Raw genomic sequence first — 18,137 nt, forward strand, 5'->3', positions numbered from 1 at the left:
GCCATCCCTTGTAACGTTAATGGTAGTTTATCTGTTGTGGGTTAACATATACCAGTATCACAACATTACATAAGTAGAAGAATTGGGGATGAGTCATCTATGAGAATGGGAAATGGAACAACTACAATGAACGAATCTCGTTTCTCGCTCCGTTCCCTTACACTAGCGGACTGGGTGCTGATGGCACTGCTTGCAGCTGCAAATGGTGTAATGACGACCGGGTTATCTTGGGTAAATAAGCTGCTGCACTCTGTTGGTGGTCCAATGCTAACATCAACGATCGTCGGCTTGTACATGATATATGGTCTGCTTGCGATATATGTTATCCGTAAGCCAGGGGCAGCGTTGGTAACATATTCGCTTGGCGCTTGTGTACAAATCTTAATGGGAAGCGCATATGGGGCTTGGTCTTGTATTGCTGCGGCATTATGCTATGCGGTTGTGATTGAACCGTTGTTTTATGTATTCCGTTACCGTCAATACAATTGGTTTACCATGCTGTTCGTAGGTACAGCAGCAGTACCGCTGTGGTTTGTGGTTTCGGCCTTTATGTTCGGTTATATCCACTATGAGATGTGGGTACTTATTGCAACCTTAATTATCCGCTGTATAAGCGGGATGCTGCTGTGCGGTGCTCTAACCAAGATGATTGGGGATCGGATTGCTTCTACAAGAGCAATGCGCCCATTCGCACTAGGAAGAGAGTCACGCGGGCAGTAGTATGGTAGGGGGCCAGTTTAATATGAGAATCCTACAATCTAAGGAGGTCATGCGCGCTGAGCGTGTGGCCTTTACTTATTTTGGCGAGTCTGAACCAGTATTGCAGCCATGCAGCTTCTGTATCAAGTCTGGATCTGTTGTGCTGCTGGCAGGGGGAAATGGGAGCGGCAAGACAACGCTCCTCAAGCTGATGGCCGGTGCAATGCAGTCGCATGAAGGCCAGCAGCAAGGTGAATTGAGCTGCGGCATGGTGAAGGATGGACAGGCGCCAATCAGGGGCTTCATCCTGCAGGAGGCTAAGGAGCAGTTTGTGATTGGTACGGTTGAGGATGAGTTAGCCTTCGCACCCGAGAATCTTGGCCTGCCGCGAGAGGTCATCCATAGTAGAGTAGAAGAGCAGCTTGATAAGGCTGATTTGCGTCAACTGCGCTTGCGTCAGGTTCAGCAGTTGTCAGGGGGCGAACAGCAACGTACAGCTGTTGCTTCTGTATTGACGATGGATCCGGATGTGCTGCTTATTGATGACGCGTGGAGTCAGATGGATAAGGAATCTCGACACCGTCTGTCAGAGCAGCTTCAAGCTTGGCATAGTCAGGGTAGGACGATAGTTTTAGCCGTATCGCGCTTAGACGAGCTGTCAGACGAGTGGCAGCATGGCTGGATACAAGATGCGCAGCTTCTTCTGTTGCATAACGGGAGAATGGTGTATGATGGAAAGATGCCTGTATATCCCGCAAGGGATGGTTTGAACGGTCTATCCCGTCCGAAGGACGAGCTTCGCTGCTTGGAGCTCTGTTATGAGGCCGGCATTATGCCTCCGAAGTGGGAAGGGAACGCTGAGACAACTGTTATGTCCATGCAGGTGCCAGTCGCTGTAAAACAGGGGAATGCTGGAGATGATGCTGCTGTACGAGCAGAGTGTGCTTGGGGCAAGAGTAGTAGAATAGGCGAAGAAGAGGTCATTCTGCACTTATCGAAGGTGAACTATCGGTATCATCCTATTGGTAGTCGTGATCAGAAGCGTCAGCAAACAGAGGACGCGCTTCATAACGTTACCTTCCAGCTTAAGGCAGGGCGATGTATGCTGCTGACGGGCAAGAACGGGTCGGGGAAGTCAACCTTGTTCCGCCTTATAACTGGCGGCTTGTCGAAGCGCTCCGGCAGCATGGAAGGTGAATGGTGGATCGCAGGCCAATTGGGGCAGAAGCTGCGATCCTGTGAAGTGGCAAGACTTATTGGATTCACAGCACAGCAGCCCGAATCGGGCTTCTTTGCAGCGTCCGTGCAAGAGGAACTGCGAGATGCTCTCCATGCAGCGAATCAGTGCGGGCGATTGCGCATAGAAGAACAGTCTTGGGAAGGCCACGCTGTCTACACGCATGAACAGGTGGAACGGGAAGTGGAATATCGCTTGCAGCAATATTGTCTATGGGAAGTGAAGCATCTGCATCCGCATGATATGCCAACTGGATTGAAGCGGCTGCTCAGTCTAGCAATTGCTTCCGCGCACGAACCTGAAGTCATTCTGCTGGACGAGCCAACAGCCTCCTTGGATGCGGTGCATGCAGCCTTCGTTCGCGATTGGTGTCTACGTCAAGCGGAGCAGGGACGCGCGTTGATTATTGCCACACATGATCGCATGTGGGAAGAGGTAGAGCACCCGCGATTGATGCATGCTAATATGGATCGAGGCTCATTGCACATCAATCTATAGTGAATCATGAGCTGCGGAAGCTGTACGAGATTTAGGAACGAAGGAAGGGTATTTATGGGGAACGAGGCTTCTATGCAAGCTGGACGAAGCCGGAAGCTTGTCACACTTGCACTGCTATTGTCGACCTTTCTGGCGGCAATCGAAGTAACAGTAGTAAGTACAGCAATGCCGAAGATTGTTGCGGATTTAGGCGGATTATCCTTGATTAGCTGGGTATATGCTGCTTATTTGCTTACGACGGCAATCTCAACGCCATTGTTCGGAAAGATGGCTGATTTATATGGCCGTAAGAACATATTTATTATCGGCTCCGCTCTGTTTGTAGGGGGATCGATGTTGTGCGGTCTATCGGGCACCATGACGCAGATGATTATATTCCGTGCTCTTCAAGGAATCGGAGCAGGCGCTGTAATGCCTGTTACCTTCACGATGGTAGCGGATATTTACACATACGAGGAACGGGCCAAGATTCAAGGCTTATTCAGCTCTATTTGGGGAATTGCTGGGTTGGTCGGGCCGTTAGTCGGCGGGTTCTTCGTCGATTCATTATCATGGCACTGGATATTCTACTTCAATGTGCCGTTCGGCATCGTGTCGGTATGGATGATCATGGTGTGTTTCCATGAGAAGGTGGAGCGCAAGGACAAGCCTGTCGACTATGCGGGGGCAGCGACATTCTCCATCGGGATGACCGCATTCTTGTTTGCGATTATTACAGGCGGACAGGGGATTGCGTGGAATTCTCCATGGATGTTCGCACTGTTTGGGACTGCGGCTGTGTTCCTTGTTCTTTTCTTCCGGATCGAAGGGAAGGCAAAGGAACCGATGGTGCCGCTCAAGTTGTTCCGGATTCGCGACATCGGGGTGTCGAACCTTGTCAGCTTCCTCGCAAGTGCGATCGTGATGGGGATCAGCTCCTATATGCCGCTCTGGACACAAGGTGTGCTGGGGCAAAATGCCTCCAGTTCAGGCCTGTCACTGACCCCAATGTCAATTGGCTGGCTGATTGGATCAATTGTAGGCGGCCGTATGCTGATTAAGATAGGGGCACGCGTGACATCGACGCTAGGGATGATATTGATCGTGATCGCTTCCATATGGCTGGCGACGATTTCGGATTCAACCCCGCTTATTTTGATCGTAATCATTATGTCATTGTCAGGCCTAGGTTTCGGCCTGTCGTTCACGGTATTTACCGTCATTGTCCAGTCTTCTGTCGATTGGAGCATGAGAGGTGCTTCAACAGCATTAAACACGTTCGTACGGTCGTTGGGGCAGATGCTTGGCATTGCCGCGTTCGGGACATTCTTAAATGCGAGCATTGCATCGATGGTATCGGATGCGGGGCCTGACGTATCCTCGCGTGTCTCGAATGAGGATCTGAGCAAGCTGTTGAATCCAGAAAGTGCAAGCTCGCTGTCGCCTGATTTAATGGGTACACTGCGCTCTTTCCTGGAGTCAGGGCTAGGGCAGGTCTTCCTGATAATGGCTATTATCGCGGTCGCATGCTTAGTAAGTATGTTGTTCATGCCTAAGTCGACAAATTCCGGGGGATCATCCGGTCAGGATAAAGCTTCTCCATCTCTTTAAAGACAGGTGCAATGATACTTCTTTACGTAACTTAACCTAAAACACTAGATAATCAGGTCGTTTTTCCGGCAGTAGGAACTGCTTGGAAGGGCGGCCTTTTTCTTATGGGGATTGTTTCTCTTGCAAATAAATCACTCTACATTATCCTGCACAAAAGTAGGAAATTTTGGATTTGTGTCGAAGTATTTCGAAATAAGAGAAATGTACTGCTTCCATCTGTAAAGGAGTCACTCTGCCATGTCACGTACGTTACACCCATTGGCTTCGCTGCGTACAAGTATGCTGTTCGTGATACTGACCGTTCTCACTGCAGTGTTCTCTGTAATTGGACTCGAATTTTCATACGGTGCGGAGTTCATGCTGTGCGGGGCCACTCTGCTCATTATGCTTGTTCTGTATGGTTCGCACTGGGCGGCAATTATGGCGCTTATAATTGGACTGGGATATTATTTTTCAGGCTACGGTTCGTTTATATTGCTGCTTATTGGATTGGAAATGATATTGGTTGGATATATGTATGAACGGAAAAGGGGGTTCCTGCTTCTCTGGGACAGTCTGTTCTGGTTCGGAATCGGAGCTCCGCTTGCAGCGGTTTTATTTTGCCTGCAGACCAACGAGTACAACGCAGAAGCACTACTTCAATATTTTATGTTCGCAATGAGCGGACTATTGAATGCCCTGATTGCTGATGTGGTCGTTACCTATATGCCATGGAAACGGCTGTTGCCTGATCTGCGAACGAAGTCCGTGTATCTCAATCAGCTTCTGATGCATCTCTCCGTCGCAATCGTGTTCATTCCGTTTCTGCTGAATATGCTGATTGATAGTCGCGATATGCAGCAGGACATCGAGCGGGATTCTTTAGCAAGAATTGAATTGCAAACCGCTCAAATTACAGACGCACTTCTGCAGATGGACAGAAAACAGCGCCAAGGGCTCAGTCTCGGGTCGATTATGGAGACAGGGAAGCTTCACGATAATTTAAAGCTCCATTCCCAGAATGGCTTATTGAAGTTGGCTGCATTCAATCATAAGGGCCAATTGGTCGCTTCGAGTGATGAGGTGTGGTTCGAAAGCAATGCAGTGTACATGGAAGATACTGTACCTAATAAGTCACCTGTTCACATGGCCGCTCATCATTCACAAATACGGATGGATGCTTACGGGGTGAAATCCTCTTTTTCCCGTATTCTGCCCCCTGACAGAAATTATGATTATGGAACAAGAAGGTGGAATGACGGTTATTATGTTTTGGAGGACAAGCTGACCGATCATCCGATCGCTAAGGTTGTTGGCTTTATTCCAATTTCCTATTTTCTACAAACGACGATTGACGTCTATTTGCGCAAGTTCCTAATGTTGTTCATGGTCTGCTTGTTGGCTACCGGGGTATCACTTGCGGTAAGCCGCTTCATTGTTCGCTCTCTTCGTGATTTGGAGGAGGCGACCGCGGGGATGCACCATAAATTGCTGGAGGACAAGACTGTCAAATGGCCTTGCATTCGAATCGGAGAGATTCGTCTACTTGCAATCAATTTCCGGGCAATGAGTGATCGGTTAACGGAAGTATTCAAGGAAATGCTGCGCATGAATGAGAAGCTGCTTGACCAGACGAAAATGCTAGAGCTGTCGGAAGAGAAGCTCCAGCATATTGCTTATTATGATACGCTGACCCAGCTTCCCAATCGGCATTATTTTACGATGAATGTAGAGCGGGCGCTGGAAGGTGCGGATAACAAGGTTAGTTCATTGGCGTTAATGTTCATAGATATAGATCGGTTCAAGCATATCAATGATTCGCTCGGCCACAATGTAGGAGATATGCTCCTTGTACAAGTTGCGCAGCGCTTGTCGGATTGTCTATCAAAACTGTCCGGCCGGCATTTGAGCTCTCGTTATGGCGGGGATGAGTTCATCATTATGCTCGAAGACAGCTCAAGAGAGGAAGTGAACGCGGTTGCTAAACGGATTTTGCAGCGGCTGCGTGAGAGCTTCCTTGTACAGGCTCATGAACTATTTGTCTCTGCCAGCATCGGCGTTTCCTTATATCCGGATAACGGATATGCATATACGGATCTGCTCAAGCAAGCAGATACAGCTATGTATGCTGCCAAGGACAGTGGTGGTCATTCAGTAGTCTTCTACGATGAACTGCAGCCGACCTTGCAGCCTGAACGCATGTTTATGGAGACACGTTTGTACAAAGCGCTAGAACGTAGAGAGCTGCTGCTTCACTATCAACCGATCGTAGATGCTTCGGGGAAAGTCACAGCCGCAGAGGTGCTGCTTCGCTGGCTTTCTGGTGATGAAGGGTTTATATCGCCGACACAGTTCATTCCGGTCGCGGAAGAGACTGGACTAATCGTTCCTATTGGGGAATGGGTACTTCGATCTGCATGCATGCAATACCGGATGTGGGCTGATGTAGGGATGCCTGCCTTCCAGCTGGCTGTGAATGTCTCGTTAAGGCAATTGCTTACGAATGACTTCGTCGCGACAATTGATCGAATTATTCGCGAGTGTGAGTTCAATCCGAGTGATTTGATTTTGGAGATAACGGAAGGATACGTTAACAAATCCACCGAGCAGATCAACGAGGTATTGCACAATCTTAAGAAACGAGGAGTTCAGATAGCGATCGATGATTTTGGAACGGGCTATTCCTCGCTGCACCGCCTAAAGACTTTGCCTGCTCATGTGCTTAAAATTGACCGTTCTTTTGTGCGGCATTTGTTTGCGGATAAAGTGAACACTGCAATTGTTCAAGCGGTGATCCGAATGGGAGACAGCATGAATCTTAAAGTGACAGCTGAAGGGGTTGAAACACCTCAGGAGATTGAACAATTGCTCACACTTGGTTGTAGGCAGTTCCAAGGCTATTATATTAGTCCCCCGCTGGCAGCCGATGAATTTGCTGCTAGGTTCCCTGACTTTTCAAGCAAGCTAAGAAGTAATTCAATTGCAGCATATGGAGGTTAATTTGTGAAAGGAAAGGGCTTGCCATTTCGAAGATTAATTGTATTCGCAATGATGATCATCATGCTATTTTCTTCAACCGGATGTGATGAGACTACGATCCCACCGCAATTGCAGGACGATGAGCGAGTCGTAGAGTCTAAGCCGCCTTCCGCCATAACCGTGTGGTGCTTCGAACAACAGTATGTAGACTATGCCAAGAAATTCGAAATCGAGCATCCAGGCGTGAAGGTAAATGTAAAGCGTTTTTCTTATAAAGACCATGTTGATGCTTATTTGGATGCCTTGGAGCAGGGGGATGCCCCGGATGTTATGGAGGTTGGCCATGAATTTCTAGGGGAATTTACGGGGATACAAGGGTTGATGGACTTAAATGCCGCGCCTTTTCTCGCGAGCACGCTGAAGCCGGATATTTCTCCTGACTTATGGGATACTGGACTATCCTTTGACAATAAGCGTCTTATCGCTCTCCCAATTACAACTTCGCCGCTTGTCACCTTCTATCGCAAGGACATTATGGAGCGATACGGATTTCCGTCAAACCCAGAAGAATTGGCTGTCTACATGGAGGATCCGGACCGCTGGCTGGCAATGGCGGAGAAGCTGAAGGAGCATGGCATTTATTTAATTCAGTGGGATCGGGAACCCATGCAGTGGTTTGAGTCCATGTTCCCGCTACTTAACAGCAGGCTGCAATTCAACCGGAATAATGCCATGATCGCGCAAGGCATGTTGTTGTCTCAGCGTGTTAATGTGCAGGGGCTGGATGCAAATGTCGGATTGTGGACGGATGCGGGGAATGAAGCGCTGCGGAATGGGAAGCTGGCAATGGTGTATCTTGGTTCCTGGGGAGAGCTGCAATTGGAGGAGTGGGTGCCGCATATGAAGGGATTGTGGAGAGCTACTCGCTTGCCAATGAAGTTGTACGGCTACTCGACAGGCGCATCGCTTATTATGTCTGAACAGGCCCAGAACAAGGAGCTGGCATGGTCGTTCATGAAGAGCGTGTTCTTTGGGGTGACCGATGATGCAACGGTTGCGGCGTATATGCCTTCTCGCAAAGTATTACTGGATAAAGCGCGCAGAAGCGAGTTTCTTGGGGGACAGCAGTCAGATCGATTATATATGGAGCTGGCTTCGAAGATGAAGGAGTTCCGTCCAACCCCGCTTGATAAGCTGGCTGTCGAATGGTATCGCAGTACGAGGCAGAAGGGGATCGAGAATAACTCTCCGCCTGGTGTAATACTCAATCAGATTGAGAAGCTCATTGAGCAGCAATTGCAGCAGGAGAGGCGCGTGTTATTGCGATATTCGCGTGCGACATTCAGAACGTTGGACTTGATGTCATGAAGAGAAATAACAAGGGCGGAAGAACATGTTCTTCCGCTCTGTGCGTTGATTCAGCCCTATTGGAAATTTAAGCGTATTAACTAATGGATTTGCTAGGAGCCCTTTTTCGTGACAAGGCTTAACTTCTCTGCTTGGATCCCGAGCTTCTTGAGCAATTGAATAGCCTCTTTTTTCTCCTCGAGTGTCAGTCCGCTCATGGCACGCTTAAGGAGTAGAGAATGCTTGGGGAACAGTCCCTGCATTTCTTCACGGCCTTTATCAGTCAACTCAGCGAAGATCACGCGACGATCCGTCGCACAAGGGTGGCGGCGCAGCATGCCGTTACGTTCGAGCTTATCAATGACATAGGTTACGTTTCCGCTCTGTAGAAGGAGCTTGGAACCGATTTGTTGAATGGGTTGAGGCCCTTTATGATAAAGCATTTCGAGTACGGAGAAGTCAGTCGGATTATATCCTTCTATTTTGCATCCAGCAGCTGAGTGATCCGTTACGCTCTTGAATGCCTTAGAGAAGACACGGAATAAATGCAAGGCAGCTTCGGTCTCATGATCGATTCGTTCAGACATACGAATCCCCCTCATTTCTTGATTTACTCTTTTATCGTATATCGAAGGAGATAGGAGATTAAATGTCTTTTGTCACACTTGTGAAACAATGAACAAAAAAATTTTGAATTATTTAAATTTAGAAAGGGCAATTCGGTAACATTTGGCTGAACCTGGCATTCAGTACATTGAAACTGCCCAGCTCTGTGCAAGAATAGATACGATAGAGTAAACTAAAAGTTAGAAGAACGGTTAGGTACAGCAGCTTGGCTATGCCTAAGATAAAGGGGGAGATCCGTATGGTTGTTCTTGATGCAAGCATACAATCTGCAGGATATGAGAAAGGCGAGTCTAAAATACATAATATCGAGTTTCAAGTAGAAGCGGGTCAATTAGTAGGGCTAATCGGTCCGAACGGTGCTGGGAAGAGCACGACAATCAAGTCCGTGCTGGGCATTATGCGAGATGTTGCTGGCAGCGTTCGGATTGGGGATGGCAATGGAACTTATGCATACGTGCCTGAACAGCCTGTCCTCTATGACTCCATGACATTATGGGAGCATTTAGAACTCGCTGCATCTGCATATGATCTGCCGCAGGAACAGTTTGTCGAGCAGGCGAATTATCTGCTCACCGAATTTCAAATGACAGAGGTGAAGCACCATTTCCCAACGAGCTTCTCGAAGGGGATGCAGCAGAAGCTGATGCTTATCATTGCCTTCATGCTCAAGCCGTCATTATACATCGTGGATGAGCCCTTCATTGGCTTGGATCCACGAGCAACGCGGAAGTTCCTCCGTATGCTTGAGGAGGAACGCAAGCGGGGAGCGGGCGTCCTCATGAGTACGCATGTACTCGACACGGCTGAGCGCGTCTGCGACAGCTTCATCCTGCTTCATCAGGGAAGCGTGGTTGCAAGAGGGACGTTTGATGAAGTGCGGCAAATAAGCGGGTTGCCGGATGGAACCCTATTCGATTGTTTCGAGGTGTTGACCTAATGGGGAGCGAGGGACAGGTTCGTCCATTGTCGACGATGAAGGTAACATCCCCGCAAACACTTGCCTTCCGCCGCTTCCAGACGAATATGGTGTATCAATGGCGGGCACTTCGTATCGCATTGGATTGGACGGTATGGTTGTATATTGTCGTACCGCTATTGCTCCTAGGAGTTAAGTTCTATTGGGGATGGTGGGTGGAACCCTTGGATGCTGCATGGTTGAAGCTGCCTATAGCGATCTGGCTGCTTCCCTTGCTGCTGCCTATCATAAGTGGATCACTTCGCACTTGGGTGGAAGGCGGGGATATTCTCTTCCTTCGTCAGCAGCCCTATTGGTGGAAGCCGCTTGTTCGATTCGGGTTAATTCAATATGCACTGCGAGGAACGATCATAACAGCCGTCATACTGTTACTGCTTGCTCCATGGCTCATACGCGGGTATTCGTTGCATAGTACGGATTTACTCGCGATTGGATTTGCCATTAGCTCCTTATCCTACTTAGCAGGATTAGTACGGAACTATAATTTGGCTGCTTTCTCAGGTTGGGCACGTTGGATGATCCGCTTTGTCACAGGGGTGGCAGCTCTTGGCTTGTATGGAGTTATTCTTTACTTGCTCGGTATTCATGTGAGTTGGGTGCTCGTCTATGGCTCGATTATATTGGTCAGCTGCTTCCCCCTTATTCGCTGGCGAAACCATGTTCAGCATACATTTGAGCATGATGTTGAACGGGAGGGCGAGCTCAAGATGCAATTAACGGCGATGCTGCTGTCGCAGAGCGTGGATAGAGCACAACGGCGCAAACGGACACGCCCAATGTTGTTCCCGAAGTCGGGCTACTTCATGAAGACGAATGAGTCAGGCCGCCTTATTGGAGCTATTGCGGTCAAGTCATTGCTTCGAAGCAGCACCCATCGCAAGTTTTATTTGCAGCTCCTCTTTATTGGAATGAGTGCTTCTTATATCACTTCACTGCATGGTCTGTTCATTCTTATAGGGCCGGTGCTAAGCGGTATTCTCGGATACTGGCTGAGCACGTATTGGAAGGAATTCATCGATGGTGATGTGGCGTCCATGTTCAGCTTCCGCTCAGAGAGTTTGCAGCAGGCCTCGGCGCATATGGCGCGTGTCTTATGTGCAGGGCCAGGCGTGCTGTGGGGGTTGTCTGCAGGTATTGCTGCAACACCTATTATGATTCCGCTATATGTAGCGGGAGGTGGTCTGATGGCTGCCTTCATCGGCAATACAATTGTTACGCTGCGTGGGTGGAAGCAGAAGAAGCAAATGGAGGAGAGACAAGAACAGTCACGTTTGTCCTCTACTGAATAAAGTATTCGGCAACTGCTCGTACAACCAATTGCAGGACAGATTGTGTGTATGTTCCTCCTGTCTGGCGGGTATATTAACGTAAGCTTATTCGAATAGGAGGAACGAGGATGCAAGATACGACTGCGATTCGGTTCCGATTCTCGGATCCTGCAGGTGCAAGATTGGCGTTCGATACGTTGGAGGAGCTAGGATATACGCCTGCTTACGACAGCGCTAGTGAGACAGAACTGCATATCCATGTAGACAAGCGAGATTTGACCTCTGCGCTTGAGATCGCAGAGGCGCACGGCGGCCAGCTTCTAGAAGAAGCGAGTATGACGGAGATGTCCGTTATGGATCAAGCCTATGGAATGAATTATATCCCTATCCCGGCCCATATGGTCAATGAGGATTGGGCAGATGATGACCGCTATGCGTCTGCTAGGCACAATCCGAGTCATGATGACTTGTCGCATCGTGATGAAGAAGCATACGGGATGTTTGATGATGAGACGACGAATCACTTCCCTGGCGGCATCCATATCTAATGATAGAAGGCAAACAGCCTGCTCTGTGAGCAGGCTGTTTGCTTGTTATGCTTGATGTAGGGTCTGCTGAGCAGCATGCATCCCTGCCGTATAGCCAGTTGCAAAGGCAGCTGTAATGTTATAGCCGCCCGTATAGCCATGAACATCCAATATTTCTCCGCAGAAATAGAGTCCACGCGCCTTTTTGGAATGCATCGTCTTCGGATCGATTTCCTTAAGATTCACACCGCCGCCTGTAACAAAGGCTTCCTCAAGCGATAACGTGCCGTTGACCTTCACAGGGAATGCCTTAATCAATTGGCACATCTCCTGCCATGGCTGCTTCGGAATATGGTCGTATGTGGTGCCTTCATCGATGCCAGACTGTTCAAGCAGAAGCGGGATTACTCGTTCAGGCAGCAGATGCTTCAGTACATTCTTAATAGCTTTCTTTGGTTCTTGGGCACAAATGCGAAGCGAATCTCGAACAAGCTCATCCAGTGACAGATCAGGCTTCATATCGATGGTGACCTGTACGGTCTGAAGGCCGGAACGCTTCAATTCCTTCACGACGAATTGGCTGCAGCGAAGTGCAGCAGGGCCGGACAGGCCAAAGTGGGTAAAGAGCAGGTCGCCTTGATGCTCAATGATCTTCTTCCCCTTGCTGTTCCATACCGCGATCCGAATATCGCGCAAGGACAATCCTTGAAGCAGCTTCTCACGAATAAAGTACGTATTCGAGGTTAGAGGCACTTCCGTCGGATACAGATCCGTAATGGAATGTCCGGCAGCCTCTGCCCAAGCATAGCCGTCTCCTGTTGAGCCCGTATGAGGAACAGACTTCCCGCCGGTAGCCAGTATGACCGCTGGGGCATACAATGCGGATCCATCTTTGAAGCGCACACCTTGGACGGAACCATCCTCGTACAGCAGATGTGCGACAGGCTGATTGACACGAATCGCTACTCCTAATCGGCGTACTTCTCCCAGAAGTGACTCAACGACCGTCTTCGCCTTGTCTGATACGGGGAACATACGGCCATTGTCCTCTTCCTTCAATGCAATACCGAGATTCTCGAAGAACTCGATTATATCCTGATTGTTAAAATGATTGAACGCGCTGTGCAGAAATCTCCCATTGCCAGGGATATGCTGAATCAGCTCGTCCAGTGGTTTATTGTTCGTTACATTGCAGCGTCCTCCGCCAGATATAGCAAGCTTGCGGCCAAGTCGGTCTCCCTTATCCACGAGAATTACCTTGGCTCCGTTGCGTGCAGCAGAGATGGATGCCATAAGTCCAGAGGGGCCGCCACCTACGACGATAACATCGGTTCGTTCCATTTTGTACTCCTTTGACAGGTCTTTGACAGGGTTAGGATACGCACTGCGCATCCGTTACTGATGCCTATTGTATCGTAAAAACTAAAACTTCGCTAAAACGTTCGGCGGTTCCATTGAAAAGCCCTCATTTTTATGCTTTAATCAAGCCAATCTTACCATTTTCTATCCTGACAAGAGGAGAACTGTATGTACGTAGCACTTAAGGAAGTCTTACTGCAAAGCCTTATTGCCTGCATACCAGCGATTGCCTATCAAGTCTGCTCCTTGAAGCCAGAGCGGGTGTCCCGCGCCCCTCTCGTCATAGGATTGTCTTCTGCTTTTTCTATGCTGTTATGCATCGTATTTTCCTTCTATACAGAAATGCCCCAGCCTTTTGATTTCCGAATTTTGCCATTTATGATAGGAGTAATGTATGGTGGATATCGGGTTGGGTTCCTCATGATTGGATTATATTTAGGTATGCTTGGTTTTTTCTATCACGATGGGCATCCCCAGAAGCTGTGGAGTGATGCACTCCTTTATATGATCCCGCTATTGTTTGCTTTTATTAATTCTTTCCGTCATTCCGGATTCCGCCAGCGTGTCGCTATTATTTTGTCCTTCTCCTTCGCGGGTATTGTTCTCTATTCCTTGGTTTATGGAGTGCTGCTGTGGAGGCATGAACGAGTTATTGATGGCAGTATGCTTCTATCGATGCTCATGCTAGGAGCAGCCTTTTTCTTAACCGCTTACTTAGCTGTGTACTATATGGAGGAGACGAGGGAGAAGCTATTCCTTGTACAAGGATATGAAATCGTCTCTACGAAATATCGTGAAGAAGCAGAGAAGCTGAATCTATTAATAGACACGACACCGCTCGGTGTCATCGCGGTTGATGCACAGACCAATATAACCGCTTTAAATGATATGATGCTGCGCAGTATGCAGAATGCAGCACCTCATGTGACAAAGGGAGACATTCTCGGCCGCCCTTTTCGCTGCCTGTTGACACAGGTAGGGGATATTCCAACTTTGTACGACGGCATGTATCGTGCACTCGCGGGAGAGAAGATGGAAGGCGTAGTAGTGAAATTGGACGAACGAGAGTATGTCGTTAGTACAAGTGCGATTCGAAGCGAGACTACTGGAGCGATAACAGGGGCTGTCGGCATGCTGCATGATATTACGGAGCTGTCGAAGCTGCGTGCAGAACTGGGCAAGATGGATCGCTTAAGCTTAGTCGGGCAGATGGCGGCAAGCATCACGCACGAAATTCGTAATCCAATGGCGGTTATTCGTGGGTTCATACAGCTGCTCCAAGAAAAGAGTCCCGCGCATTTGAAGGAATACTATCGAATCGTAATGGAAGAGATCGATAGAGCAAACAGTATCATTAACGACTTTCTCGCTTTAGCGCAAAATCGTATTATTGAGAAAGAACAGGTTCACCTTCATGACATTATTCATCAGTTATCACCGTTGCTTTGGGCTGATGCAAATATGAGAGGTCAAGAGATTGCGTTGAAGCTTGCAGAAAATGTGCCGATTTTCCCGGTCAATGTGAAGGAGATGAAGCAGCTTATTCTGAATCTGTCGCGCAACGCCATGGAGGCGATGGAAGCGATGGACACAGAAGCCGTGCTTACGCTCGAAACAAGATTTGTTGGAGGGCGAGTACAGCTGCGTATTCAAGATACAGGGCCTGGTATTCCCGCCGACATTGTGGAGCGGCTATTTGAGCCATTTTACACAACGAAATCAAAGGGGACGGGCCTTGGCTTGCCATTGTGCTTGAGTATTGTCGAACAGCATGATGGAACGATAGAGGTGCATACGGGGGAAGATGGAACGGTGTTTGAGGCAGCCTTTCGCCTAGAACAGACGAGCCAATCTCCGGTGCATGTCCCGACAGCTGCATGGGACTCTTCACTTGCACAGCATCCAGTACAACTAGGGAATATACAGCCGGATAAGGAGGAAGCATTGAACCAAGTCTAGTCTTTCGCTAATATGAAGCTTGGAGGTGGATAGGGTGAGCGTCATGCAGCTTGGCAATTTTACAATTCATTGGGGCCTGCTCGTTAGCCTGCTCTCCTTGCTTCTAGCAGCTGGGGCGGTGGCGCTCCGGGCACGCGCGGAAAGTGGAATCTCGCGCCGTTATGGAGATTGGGCAATGACGGTTATTCTAGTCGTCATACTCAATGAGAAGTTCGGATTTCTATGGGACACGCCCTCAATCCTGTGGCGGCAGCCGCGTTCGCTGCTGTACATGACAGGCACTTCCACAGAGGGGAACATCCTACTTGTGCTTGGCATTATTGTATGGACGACCTTATACATACGCAAGCATCAATTGTCTTATCCCGTGCTCATTGATCTATTGTCGCATAGTATGTTGACTTTCGTAACGGCATATGGATGGCTCTATACGCTTAATGGTGGACAGGCCCCGGGATTTACACCGCTGCTTCAGCTTAGTGGATTCCAGGTGGAGGGGATACCGCCGGCTGAGACGCTCGGTTGTATCGTTCTCCTGGCCTTGCTCTGGTCTCGTCAGAGAAGGCTCGGATCGCTTATTGACGCACAGATCGCCTTTGTTGTATGCGGTGTAGTCGGCATGCTTGGAAGTTATGCATATGGCAGTGGATCTACATGGATGTACTTAACAGTGGATCAGTGGATCTACAGTGTAATGCTAGCGGTAGGTTATATGGTAACCCGCAGTAGAGAGCGGGGAGTGGCGCATAAGAATACGCAGGCCGAGGCTGCCATGCCAGTAGAGCCTCCTGCATCACAAGGATAGGTCAGTTGCTGCCTGAGCATAATAGAACCGACTTTGTGAAAAGGAGGCCTATGCGATGAGCCAAGATTCAAAGGAACAGCGCAAGCAAGACAAGCAAAACAGCGCTGCAAATGATACCTGCGGAGTCGATAAGAAGTTAAATGGCCCGAATCGCCCTTCTACGTAGGAGGATGCGATCTTCGGTCATGGAGCTTCCTCAGTAATGAGGGCCTAACTGGTAGAAGTCAGCGAGCCGGAACCGTTATCGGTTTCGGCTTTCCCTTGCTTTACTTCACTACAAATGGTTACAATAGTAGCGACAGTGTCCGATGGTACTCATCCATCACTGACAACGGAATTATTTATAGAGTAGGAGTGAAGTACGGATGTCCATGTCTTTTGAGCAATATATGCGTGATATGGTTCAACCTATGCGTGACGAGTTAACTTCCATCGGCTGCGTTGAATTGCGAACACCAGAGGAAGTGGAAGAGAAACTGGCTACAGCGAAGGGAACAGCACTTGTTGTTGTCAATTCAGTATGCGGTTGTGCCGCTGGACTGTGCCGTCCAGGCGTACGCAAGTCATTAGAGAATGATGCTACACCTGACCACTTGTTCACCGTATTTGCTGGGCAAGATAAGGAAGCAACGGCGAAGGCTCGCGAATACTTCGCGCCATATCCGCCTTCTTCTCCATCGATCGCTTTGATGAAGGATGGCGAGCTGGTGCATTTCATCGAGCGTCATCAAGTAGAGAATCGTTCAGCAGAGGAGATTGCTGCTGATCTGACGGCTGCATACGATAAGTTCTGCCGCTAAGTTAACTATGCCCCGCATCTTGTGATGCGGGGATTTTCTATAGAATTGTAGGCCAAGCACGGATGCTTGTAGGAAGGGGACGAAATAATGAGTTTACAGCAAGAGATTATCAAGCGCTTCAACGTGCAGACACAGATCGAGCCAGATGCTGAGGTGCGCAAGCGGGTCGACTTCTTGAAGCAGTATGTGTTGAATACAGGAACGAAGGGGCTTCTGATCGCGATTAGCGGCGGGATTGACAGTGCGGTTGCGACGGGATTATGCAAGCAGGCGACGGATGAATTGACTGCGGAGACAGGCAAGGAGTATATGACGCTTGGCGTGTTCCAGCCTTATGGTACTCAGGCAGATATTTCTGACAGCTATGCAACCGCGCAAGCATTCAATCTGAAGCATACGGTAGAGACGAATATTGCTAAAGCGGTTGATGAAGCCGCCCAAGAGGTAGAAGCGGCGCTTAAGCAGCTGCCGGAAGCACGTTCCTTGAGTGTTCCAAATAAGGGAAACATGAAGGCTCGTACTCGGATGGTTGTGCAATACGCGCTTGCCTTTGATCTGAATTTGCTAGTTGTAGGTACTGATCACGCTTCTGAGGCGTTGACAGGCTTCTATACGAAGTGGGGAGACGGAGCAGTGGACATTACGCCATTGTCTTCTCTGAATAAGCGTCAAGTGCGCCAACTCGCGAAGCATATTGGTGTCCCTGCTAGCGTCATTGATAAGGCACCAACAGCAGGTCTGTGGGAAGGCCAAACCGATGAGAAGGAGCTTGGCATTACGTACGAGCATAATAGCGACTATCTCGAAGGTAAGAACATACCGGATGACGTGCGCGAGAAGATCGAGCGCCAATATCAGAAGACGGAACATAAGCGTTCCCCGATTCCCGGCATTTAACAGAACGAAAATAACAGGTACGCCGCTGAAAAGCAGTTACCTATGACAGAAGGCAAGCATCGCACTGGATGCTTGCCTTTTTGTATACATTGGACGCTTTCCGAACTACTCGGTATCATGCATGCCTGCTTTATTGCGCCTTCACTTTCGGTTATATCGCGCGAGGATGTGCATCATGGGATACGCCCTGACATAATATTCCTTTTAAGCGAGGGCGTGCGGCTTGCGGCTGTACTGCGCACTGTTCCTCAAACAGGCTGCCTAGTTTCAGGCAAGCTGTAGACAATGCAGATTCAGAGCCAGCGGCAACGAGCAACCCGCGGGATTCTAAATAGGCGATGACAACTTCATCTTCCTGAAGCTTGCGTTTCAAACGGAATGGAGATTCTGGATGATTAAGCTGCTGTTCTGTATATATGAAAATCGAATGTTCAGGATAAAGCGTATGCTCGATGAATGGGAGATGACATGTGATGACTTCTTGCTGAGTAAGTGACGCTAGGAGATGCTGGAGTGTAGAAATAGAGTGTTTGACATTGGCATTCGTGCGTAAGTCCGAATATAGAGTCGTCATAGGTATCCTCCTTTGC

Annotated in this window: 16 protein-coding genes; 13 read left to right on the forward strand and 3 right to left on the reverse strand. The window is 48.8% G+C overall.

Annotated elements, in window-relative coordinates; all coding sequences use genetic code 11:
- Positions 1-99: 99 nt before the first annotated feature.
- The 5 genes from RQP50_RS18565 (at position 100) to RQP50_RS18585 (ending at position 8,350) form a co-directional block, all read left to right on the forward strand.
- Positions 100-720 (forward strand): ECF transporter S component, encoded by a 621-nt coding sequence (locus RQP50_RS18565; protein WP_251485876.1) that lies wholly within the window; start codon positions 100-102, stop codon positions 718-720.
- 22 nt (positions 721-742) lie between these two features.
- Entirely contained in the window at positions 743-2,434 is a 1,692-nt protein-coding gene (locus RQP50_RS18570; protein ID WP_315746322.1) for an ABC transporter ATP-binding protein, read from the forward strand.
- A 54-nt stretch (positions 2,435-2,488) separates the two neighbouring features.
- Positions 2,489-4,024, forward strand: a complete 1,536-nt coding sequence (locus RQP50_RS18575; RefSeq protein WP_315746324.1) for an MDR family MFS transporter — start codon at positions 2,489-2,491, stop codon at positions 4,022-4,024.
- 237 nt (positions 4,025-4,261) lie between these two features.
- Positions 4,262-7,003: a putative bifunctional diguanylate cyclase/phosphodiesterase gene (locus tag RQP50_RS18580; protein ID WP_315746325.1), complete on the forward strand. Its 2,742-nt coding sequence runs from the start codon at positions 4,262-4,264 to the stop codon at positions 7,001-7,003.
- 3 nt (positions 7,004-7,006) lie between these two features.
- A complete protein-coding gene (locus RQP50_RS18585) occupies positions 7,007-8,350 on the forward strand; it encodes an ABC transporter substrate-binding protein (protein WP_315746326.1) in 1,344 nt (447 codons plus the stop codon).
- 92 nt (positions 8,351-8,442) lie between these two features.
- On the opposite strand, the gene RQP50_RS18590 is transcribed toward RQP50_RS18585, so the two are convergent.
- On the reverse strand, positions 8,443-8,916 hold the full coding sequence (locus RQP50_RS18590; RefSeq protein ID WP_021256175.1) for a MarR family winged helix-turn-helix transcriptional regulator: 474 nt from the start codon (positions 8,914-8,916) through the stop codon (positions 8,443-8,445).
- A gap of 278 nt (positions 8,917-9,194) precedes the next feature.
- Here RQP50_RS18590 and RQP50_RS18595 point away from each other — a divergent pair, with 278 nt between their 5' ends.
- From RQP50_RS18595 to RQP50_RS18605, 3 genes are all read left to right on the forward strand, one after another.
- The gene (locus tag RQP50_RS18595) at positions 9,195-9,893 is read left to right on the forward strand and encodes an ABC transporter ATP-binding protein (protein WP_251485894.1); all 699 of its coding nucleotides are present in this window, start codon (positions 9,195-9,197) and stop codon (positions 9,891-9,893) included.
- Positions 9,893-11,221, forward strand: a complete 1,329-nt coding sequence (locus RQP50_RS18600; protein ID WP_315746327.1) for an ABC transporter permease — start codon at positions 9,893-9,895, stop codon at positions 11,219-11,221. Before RQP50_RS18595 ends, RQP50_RS18600 begins: the two co-directional genes overlap by 1 nt.
- Before the next feature lie 107 nt (positions 11,222-11,328).
- The gene (locus RQP50_RS18605) at positions 11,329-11,748 is read left to right on the forward strand and encodes a hypothetical protein (RefSeq protein WP_021256172.1); all 420 of its coding nucleotides are present in this window, start codon (positions 11,329-11,331) and stop codon (positions 11,746-11,748) included.
- A gap of 45 nt (positions 11,749-11,793) precedes the next feature.
- On the opposite strand, the gene RQP50_RS18610 is transcribed toward RQP50_RS18605, so the two are convergent.
- Entirely contained in the window at positions 11,794-13,068 is a 1,275-nt protein-coding gene (locus RQP50_RS18610; protein WP_072731064.1) for a BaiN/RdsA family NAD(P)/FAD-dependent oxidoreductase, read from the reverse strand.
- Between the two features lie 186 nt (positions 13,069-13,254).
- Between RQP50_RS18610 and RQP50_RS18615 the strand changes: the two genes are divergently transcribed.
- The 5 genes from RQP50_RS18615 (at position 13,255) to nadE (ending at position 17,547) form a co-directional block, all read left to right on the forward strand.
- Positions 13,255-15,045 carry a two-component system sensor histidine kinase NtrB gene (locus RQP50_RS18615; protein WP_315746328.1) on the forward strand — a complete coding sequence of 597 codons (1,791 nt, stop codon included), beginning with the start codon at positions 13,255-13,257 and terminating at the stop codon, positions 15,043-15,045.
- Positions 15,046-15,088: 43 nt separating this feature from the next.
- The gene (locus RQP50_RS18620) at positions 15,089-15,850 is read left to right on the forward strand and encodes a hypothetical protein (protein WP_315746437.1); all 762 of its coding nucleotides are present in this window, start codon (positions 15,089-15,091) and stop codon (positions 15,848-15,850) included.
- 55 nt (positions 15,851-15,905) lie between these two features.
- On the forward strand, positions 15,906-16,016 hold the full coding sequence (locus RQP50_RS18625; protein ID WP_005543361.1) for a hypothetical protein: 111 nt from the start codon (positions 15,906-15,908) through the stop codon (positions 16,014-16,016).
- A gap of 199 nt (positions 16,017-16,215) precedes the next feature.
- A complete protein-coding gene (locus tag RQP50_RS18630; protein ID WP_021256168.1) occupies positions 16,216-16,650 on the forward strand; it encodes a BrxA/BrxB family bacilliredoxin in 435 nt (144 codons plus the stop codon).
- A gap of 87 nt (positions 16,651-16,737) precedes the next feature.
- A complete protein-coding gene (gene nadE, locus RQP50_RS18635) occupies positions 16,738-17,547 on the forward strand; it encodes an ammonia-dependent NAD(+) synthetase (protein WP_315746329.1) in 810 nt (269 codons plus the stop codon).
- 151 nt (positions 17,548-17,698) lie between these two features.
- Here nadE and RQP50_RS18640 read toward each other — a convergent pair whose 3' ends face one another.
- Entirely contained in the window at positions 17,699-18,121 is a 423-nt protein-coding gene (locus tag RQP50_RS18640) for a hypothetical protein (RefSeq protein WP_315746330.1), read from the reverse strand.
- Positions 18,122-18,137: the final 16 nt, after the last annotated feature.

Source organism: Paenibacillus suaedae, assembly GCF_032337355.1.
Taxonomy (GTDB): domain Bacteria; phylum Bacillota; class Bacilli; order Paenibacillales; family Paenibacillaceae; genus Paenibacillus_B; species Paenibacillus_B suaedae.